We start from the raw sequence: 6,744 nt of genomic DNA, 5'->3' as shown, positions 1-6,744 counted from the left end.
GGTGCCCTCACTCAAAAAGTCGTTTATCGGAAAAGACTGGTAATTTTACCTGTTGATAACCAAGATCGCCAGCAATTGATCGATGATCCAGTGAATAAGATCTAAGTTATTCACAATATTTCCGCCATTATTCGACAGATCCTCACACCATGCCCCATTTTTACCCACATATTGATCCACATTTGTGCTGTTTTGCTCAGATCTTCCATCTGGTGATAACTCTGTGAATGAAGTTTTTAGCCTAGGCGCTGAGACCGTTTTTATACTGCCTGCTATAGTATATTTTGCTTATTACTCTGGCATCTAGGTTATGTCACTTGGTTATTTATATAATTGACTTAAGTGACATTAGTATCTATGCCCATAAATATATGGAGTTTTACTATGAAAAACTGGATTAAAGCTGCGGTTGCAGTTATTGCTCTCTCTGCTGCCACAGTTCAAGCAGCGACTGATGTAAAAGTAGGTATGTCTGGTCGTTATTTCCCATTTACTTTTGTTCAGCAAGATAAGCTGCAAGGCTTTGAAGTCGATCTATGGGATGAAATTGGTAAGCGCAACGATTACAACATTGAATACGTAACCGCAAATTTCTCTGGTTTATTTGGTCTACTAGAAACGGGGCGTATTGATACCATTTCCAACCAGATCACCATGACGGATGCGCGTAAAGCTAAATACCTATTTGCTGACCCATATGTTGTGGATGGCGCGCAAATCACCGTTCGTAAAGGCAACGACGACATTAAGAGCGTCGAAGATCTTTCAGGTAAAACCGTTGCAGTAAACCTAGGCTCCAACTTTGAACAACTACTACGCAGTTACGACAAAGATGGCAAGATCAACATCAAGACATACGAAACAGGTATTGAACACGATGTGGCTTTAGGTCGTGCCGATGCCTTTATTATGGATCGTCTGTCTGCTCTTGAGCTGATTAAAAAAACAGGTCTTCCGCTGCAACTTGCTGGTCAGCCATTCGAAACGATCGAAAACGCGTGGCCTTTCGTGAACAATGAAAACGGTAAAAAACTTCAAGCAGAAGTCAACCAAGCATTGGCTGCGATGCGCGCAGATGGCACGTTAGAGCAAATCTCTCAAAAGTGGTTTGGTGCCGACATTACGAAAAAGTAATCACTTACATTTCTTATCTACATAAATTAGGATAAGTTTCTTAGCCCACTGCGCGACACCTTTGCAGTGGGCTTTGTATTTTTATGAGTACTACTTATTAACTGGAAAAAGTTATGGGATTTGATTTTAACTACATGCTAGATCTGATGCCGATATTGCTAAAATATCTTGGTACCACAATGGAAATGGCGACATGGGGATTAGTATTTTCACTGATTTTAGCCGTCATTTTGGCCAATATCCGTGTATTTCGTGTCCCTGTTTTAGACCAGTTGAGTCAACTGTACATCAGCTTTTTCCGCGGGACACCACTGCTGGTTCAGCTGTTCCTTCTTTATTATGGTCTGCCACAAGTCTTCCCATTTATGGTGGGGCTGGATGCATTCAGCGCCGCAGTGATCGGTTTAACCCTACACTTCGCGGCATATATGGCAGAAAGCATCCGCGCAGCAATCATCGGCATCGATCGTAGTCAGATGGAAGCCAGCCTGTCGGTAGGTATGACAACATCACAAGCGATGCGCCGCGTGATTTTACCCCAGGCTACCCGTGTTGCTCTGCCATCACTAATGAACTATTTCATTGATATGATTAAGTCGACCTCATTAGCGTTTACGCTTGGGGTAGCAGAAATCATGGCCAAAGCACAAATGGAAGCCTCATCCAGTTTTCGCTTCTTTGAAGCCTTCCTTGCGGTCGCACTGATTTACTGGGCGGTTGTGGTTGTCCTAACACGTGTCCAAACTTGGGCCGAAGTTAAACTGAATAAGGCGTATGTACGATGATCAAACTTGAAAATATCCACAAACGCTTTGGCGATACTGAAGTTCTAAAAGGCATTGATATCGATATCAAACAAGGTGAAATCATCGTTATTATCGGATCCAGTGGTACAGGAAAATCCACACTACTGCGCACAGTTAACTTTCTTGAAAACGCCGATAAAGGTGTGATCACCATTGATGACGTCAGTGTGAACACTGAAAGCCACACCAAAGCTGAAGTATTGGCTCTTCGCCGTAAAACAGGCTTTGTCTTCCAAAACTACGCATTATTCTCCCACTTAACTGCACGTCAGAATATCGCAGAAGGCTTGATCACCGTTCGTGGTTGGAAGAAAACGGATGCTTTGAAACGCGCGCAAGAAATTCTCGATGATATCGGCCTTGGGGATAAAGGCGATAGTTATCCAGCGGCCCTTTCAGGTGGTCAACAGCAGCGTGTGGGAATCGGGCGAGCAATGGCGCTTCAACCTGAATTACTGCTATTTGACGAACCTACTTCCGCTCTAGATCCTGAATGGGTAGGAGAAGTTCTTCAATTAATGAAGGAGTTAGCGACAAAACATCAAACGATGTTAGTCGTGACTCATGAGATGCAATTTGCCAAAGAGGTCGCTGACCGAGTGATCTTTATGGCGGAAGGAAACATCGTTGAGCAGGGATCTCCACAGGATATCTTCGATAATCCACAGGATCCTCGCTTGAAGAAATTCCTTCGTCAAGTTGGTGCTGAATAAAGATCGCTAGCAAAGATCGCTTGATCCTTGAGATTTTACTCACACTACGTATAATCGCCCGGCCGGAATTTAGCAGTCGCTCAATGATTGACACTTTGTGTGACTGTGATTACAATTCCGCCTCTTTGTTGAGAGGCGTCGGTTCGTCCTCTTATTTATATAAAGAAGATGTAATACCCACGCCGGGTTTAACAAGAACCTAAAACTACTGATCAGTAAAGGTAATTATCATGAAACGCACTTTTCAACCTACAGTTCTAAAGCGCAAGCGTACTCACGGCTTCCGTGCTCGCATGGCAACTAAGAACGGTCGTAAAGTTATCAATGCACGTCGTGCTAAAGGCCGTGCGCGCCTGTCAAAATAATCACTAGTTTATTTTGAATACGTACGCGTTCAATCGGGAGTTACGTTTGTTAACTCCCGAGCATTATCAGAATGTCTTCCAGCAAGCTCATCGAGCAGGCTCACCTCATTTCACTATCATCGCTCGCAAAAATACCCTGTCTCACCCTAGACTTGGTTTAGCCGTTCCGAAAAAACAGATAAAAACTGCTGTTGGCCGAAATCGCTTTAAGCGTCTCGCTCGTGAAAGCTTTCGTAACAAACAACATCTACTTCCAAATAAAGATTTTGTTGTTATTGCTAAGAAAAGCGCGCAAGATTTGAGCAATGAAGAAATGTTCAAATTGTTTGATAAGTTATGGCAGCGTCTGTCTCGCCCCTCTCGCGGGTAGCAATCGGTCTAGTCCGACTTTACCAAGGCTTTATTAGTCCGCTCCTCGGACCACGTTGTCGTTTTTCCCCCACCTGTTCTACTTATGCCATAGAAGCGTTAAAAGCTCACGGTTTTGTAAAAGGGTGTTGGTTATCAAGCAAACGTCTATTAAAATGCAACCCTTTAAATAAAAAGGGTTGGACCTACGACCCCGTTCCACCAGTCCAAAACCAAGACAGAGACAATTAACGATGGATTCTCAACGTAATATCCTGTTAATCGCGCTAGCACTGGTTTCTTTTCTTTTGTTCCAGCAATGGCAAGTTGCAAAGAATCCTACGCCTCAGCCGGTTGAGCAGGCTCAATCAAGCAGCACTCTACCTGCACCATCTTTTGCTGACGAGCTAGACCCAGCTCCTGCACAGCAAGCTTCTGCCAAAACGATTACTGTGACAACTGATGTATTGACTCTGTCGATTGATACGGTTGGTGGTGACGTTGTAAACGCGGACCTTAACCAGTACGCAGCAGAATTAGATTCTTCTGACCCATTTGTTCTTCTGAAGAACGAAGCAGGTCATCAGTTCATCGCTCAAAGTGGTCTAGTTGGCCCACAAGGCATCGACCTTAGCAGCACAAACCGCCCTCATTACGCAGTAAGTGCAGACAGCTTTACACTCGCTGAAGGTCAGGATGAATTACGCATTCCAATGACTTACGCTGCAAACGGTATTGAATACACCAAAACCATCGTGGTTAAGCGTGGTAGCTACGCTGTTGATGTTGAGTACAACGTCGTCAACAACTCTGGCAACAACGCGACTTTTGGTATGTACGCACACCTACGTCAAAACCTAATGGACGATGGCGGCAGCATCACTATGCCAACGTACCGCGGTGGCGCATACTCCACTGAGGAAACACGTTACAGCAAATACAGCTTTGACGACATGCAGGATCGTAACCTATCGCTAAACCTACCTAACGGTGAAGGCTGGGCGGCAATGATCCAGCACTACTTCGCGTCAGCTTGGATTCCGCGTAACGAGCCAGGCACAAGCCTGTACACTCGCGTGATCGGTAACCTAGGCGATATCGGCGTACGTATGCCAAACAAGACCATCGCTAATGGTGAGAACACTCAATTCAAAGCAACACTTTGGGTGGGTCCTAAACTTCAAGACCAGATGGAACAAGTTGCTCCTAACCTAGATCTTGTAGTGGATTACGGTTGGCTATGGTTTATCGCGAAACCACTTCACATGCTGCTTTCTTTCATCCAAAGCTTTGTCGGCAACTGGGGTGTGGCAATCATCGGTCTGACCTTCCTTGTTCGTGGTGCGATGTACCCGCTAACGAAAGCGCAATACACGTCTATGGCAAAAATGCGTATGCTACAGCCTAAGCTGCAAGCAATGCGTGAGCGCATCGGTGATGACCGTCAGCGCATGAGCCAAGAGATGATGGAACTGTACAAAAAAGAGAAAGTAAACCCTCTAGGTGGCTGTCTTCCTCTGATTCTACAGATGCCAATATTCATCGCTCTTTACTGGGCATTGATGGAATCTGTAGAGCTTCGTCACTCACCGTTCTTCGGTTGGATTCACGACCTTTCAGCGCAAGATCCACTTTACATCTTGCCACTGCTGATGGGTGCTTCAATGTTCATGATTCAGAAGATGAGCCCAACAACAGTAACAGACCCAATGCAGCAGAAGATCATGACCTTTATGCCAGTTATGTTTACCGTCTTCTTCCTGTTCTTCCCATCAGGTCTGGTTCTTTACTGGTTAGTGTCGAACGTAGTAACGCTTATCCAGCAATCGATAATCTACAAAGCGCTGGAAAAGAAAGGCTTACACACTAAGTAATAGCCAAAAAACAACGAAAGGCGGCCAAAAGGTCGCCTTTTTTATTTGAGCTGATTACAATTCAGCTAATTCTATTTTCTCAAGGCCACTTATTCAGGCCCAAGCTCAAAAGGCATCTATATGACAACTGATACCATTGTTGCTCAAGCAACAGCCCCTGGACGTGGTGGTGTGGGAATCATCCGTGTATCTGGCCCTCTTGCGTCTCGCGTCGCTTTAGAGGTGACGGGTAAGGAACTACGTCCACGCTATGCTGAGTACCTCGCATTTACTTCTGAAGACGGCACACAGCTCGATCAAGGTATAGCCCTTTATTTCCCGAACCCAAATTCTTTTACTGGGGAAGATGTCCTTGAGTTACAAGGCCACGGCGGCCCTGTCGTTATGGATATGTTGATTAAACGCATCCTGCAAATTCCGGGCATTCGTACTGCTCGCCCAGGTGAATTCTCAGAACGCGCGTTCCTTAACGACAAACTCGACCTTGCACAGGCAGAAGCCATTGCAGACTTAATTGATGCCAGCTCTGAAGAAGCCGCTAAATCAGCACTTCAATCACTACAGGGCGCATTCTCTAATCGCATTCATACGTTGGTGGAATCGTTGATTCATCTGCGCATTTACGTAGAAGCAGCAATAGACTTCCCTGAAGAAGAGATCGATTTTCTGGCCGACGGTAAAGTCGCCGCTGATTTACAAACCATTATTGATAACCTTTCTGCTGTACGTCGCGAAGCCAACCAAGGCGCGATTATGCGTGAAGGTATGAGAGTCGTCATTGCAGGTCGCCCGAATGCAGGTAAATCCAGCCTTCTCAATGCCCTGTCTGGCAAAGAGTCTGCGATTGTCACCGATATCGCAGGAACAACCCGTGATGTTCTTAGAGAGCACATCCACATCGATGGCATGCCATTGCATATCATTGATACCGCTGGTCTGCGTAACGCATCAGACGAAGTAGAAAAAATTGGTATTGAGCGTGCGTGGGATGAAATATCTCAAGCCGATCGTGTGCTATTCATGGTTGATGGAACCACGACGGATGCAACCGATCCAAAAGACATCTGGCCAGACTTTGTCGATCGCCTTCCTGATCACATGGGCATGACAGTGATCCGTAACAAGGTGGATCAAACCCGTGAAGAACTTGGGATCTGCCATGTTAACTCCCCGACTCTGATCCGCCTTTCAGCTAAAACAGGTCAAGGTGTCGATGCCCTTCGTACACACTTAAAAGAGTGTATGGGGTTTGCTGGTGGTAACGAGGGCGGCTTTATGGCAAGACGTCGTCATCTAGAAGCATTAGAAAAAGCGGCTGAGCACCTCGATATAGGACAACAGCAACTCGAAGGGTACATGGCCGGGGAAATCCTTGCCGAAGAGCTTCGAATCGCCCAGCAGCATCTCAGTGAGATTACAGGCGAGTTTAGCTCAGACGATTTACTTGGACGTATATTCTCTTCTTTCTGTATCGGAAAATAATCTCAGCGCGGCCTATTCGGTC

The 6,744-nt window shown here is 45.7% G+C and carries 8 protein-coding genes; all 8 read left to right on the top strand.

Annotation, left to right across the window (positions count from 1 at the left end):
* Nucleotides 1–384 precede the first annotated feature (384 nt).
* The 8 genes from NP165_RS13265 (at nucleotide 385) to mnmE (ending at nucleotide 6,722) form a co-directional block, all read left to right on the top strand.
* Nucleotides 385–1,134, top strand: coding sequence for an amino acid ABC transporter substrate-binding protein (locus NP165_RS13265; RefSeq protein ID WP_257084360.1), 750 nt, complete (start codon nucleotides 385–387; stop codon nucleotides 1,132–1,134).
* A 113-nt stretch (nucleotides 1,135–1,247) separates the two neighbouring features.
* Complete coding sequence (locus NP165_RS13260; RefSeq protein WP_257084359.1) at nucleotides 1,248–1,919, top strand: amino acid ABC transporter permease; 672 nt, start codon at nucleotides 1,248–1,250, stop codon at nucleotides 1,917–1,919.
* Nucleotides 1,916–2,653: an amino acid ABC transporter ATP-binding protein gene (locus NP165_RS13255; protein ID WP_257084358.1), complete on the top strand. Its 738-nt coding sequence runs from the start codon at nucleotides 1,916–1,918 to the stop codon at nucleotides 2,651–2,653. The genes NP165_RS13260 and NP165_RS13255 overlap by 4 nt, the downstream gene beginning before the upstream one ends.
* Before the next feature lie 230 nt (nucleotides 2,654–2,883).
* Nucleotides 2,884–3,018: a 50S ribosomal protein L34 gene (gene rpmH / locus NP165_RS13250; RefSeq protein WP_005378825.1), complete on the top strand. Its 135-nt coding sequence runs from the start codon at nucleotides 2,884–2,886 to the stop codon at nucleotides 3,016–3,018.
* Nucleotides 3,019–3,064: 46 nt separating this feature from the next.
* Nucleotides 3,065–3,388, top strand: coding sequence for a ribonuclease P protein component (gene rnpA / locus NP165_RS13245; protein WP_257084357.1), 324 nt, complete (start codon nucleotides 3,065–3,067; stop codon nucleotides 3,386–3,388).
* Nucleotides 3,355–3,618 (top strand): membrane protein insertion efficiency factor YidD, encoded by a 264-nt coding sequence (yidD, locus tag NP165_RS13240; protein ID WP_257084356.1) that lies wholly within the window; start codon nucleotides 3,355–3,357, stop codon nucleotides 3,616–3,618. The genes rnpA and yidD overlap by 34 nt, the downstream gene beginning before the upstream one ends.
* 2 nt (nucleotides 3,619–3,620) lie before the next feature.
* Nucleotides 3,621–5,240 carry a membrane protein insertase YidC gene (gene yidC / locus NP165_RS13235; protein WP_257084355.1) on the top strand — a complete coding sequence of 540 codons (1,620 nt, stop codon included), beginning with the start codon at nucleotides 3,621–3,623 and terminating at the stop codon, nucleotides 5,238–5,240.
* Nucleotides 5,241–5,360: 120 nt separating this feature from the next.
* Nucleotides 5,361–6,722 carry a tRNA uridine-5-carboxymethylaminomethyl(34) synthesis GTPase MnmE gene (mnmE, locus tag NP165_RS13230; RefSeq protein ID WP_257084354.1) on the top strand — a complete coding sequence of 454 codons (1,362 nt, stop codon included), beginning with the start codon at nucleotides 5,361–5,363 and terminating at the stop codon, nucleotides 6,720–6,722.
* The last annotated feature ends 22 nt before the right edge of the window (nucleotides 6,723–6,744 follow it).

The sequence above is a fragment of the Vibrio japonicus genome, from assembly GCF_024582835.1.
GTDB lineage: Bacteria > Pseudomonadota > Gammaproteobacteria > Enterobacterales > Vibrionaceae > Vibrio > Vibrio japonicus.
Note: the sequence above shows the minus strand (reverse complement) of the source record. Positions and strands in the feature narration are given on the sequence as shown.

What these genes read in the sequence shown, in the direction of transcription:
- yidD (WP_257084356.1), top strand. Translation starts at nt 3,355, where the DNA reads ATGGCAGCGTCTGTCTCGCCCCTCTCGCGGGTAGCAATCGGTCTAGTC.
- yidC (WP_257084355.1), top strand. Translation starts at nt 3,621, where the DNA reads ATGGATTCTCAACGTAATATCCTGTTAATCGCGCTAGCACTGGTTTCT.
- rpmH (WP_005378825.1), top strand. Translation starts at nt 2,884, where the DNA reads ATGAAACGCACTTTTCAACCTACAGTTCTAAAGCGCAAGCGTACTCAC.
- NP165_RS13260 (WP_257084359.1), top strand. Translation starts at nt 1,248, where the DNA reads ATGGGATTTGATTTTAACTACATGCTAGATCTGATGCCGATATTGCTA.
- NP165_RS13265 (WP_257084360.1), top strand. Translation starts at nt 385, where the DNA reads ATGAAAAACTGGATTAAAGCTGCGGTTGCAGTTATTGCTCTCTCTGCT.
- NP165_RS13255 (WP_257084358.1), top strand. Translation starts at nt 1,916, where the DNA reads ATGATCAAACTTGAAAATATCCACAAACGCTTTGGCGATACTGAAGTT.
- mnmE (WP_257084354.1), top strand. Translation starts at nt 5,361, where the DNA reads ATGACAACTGATACCATTGTTGCTCAAGCAACAGCCCCTGGACGTGGT.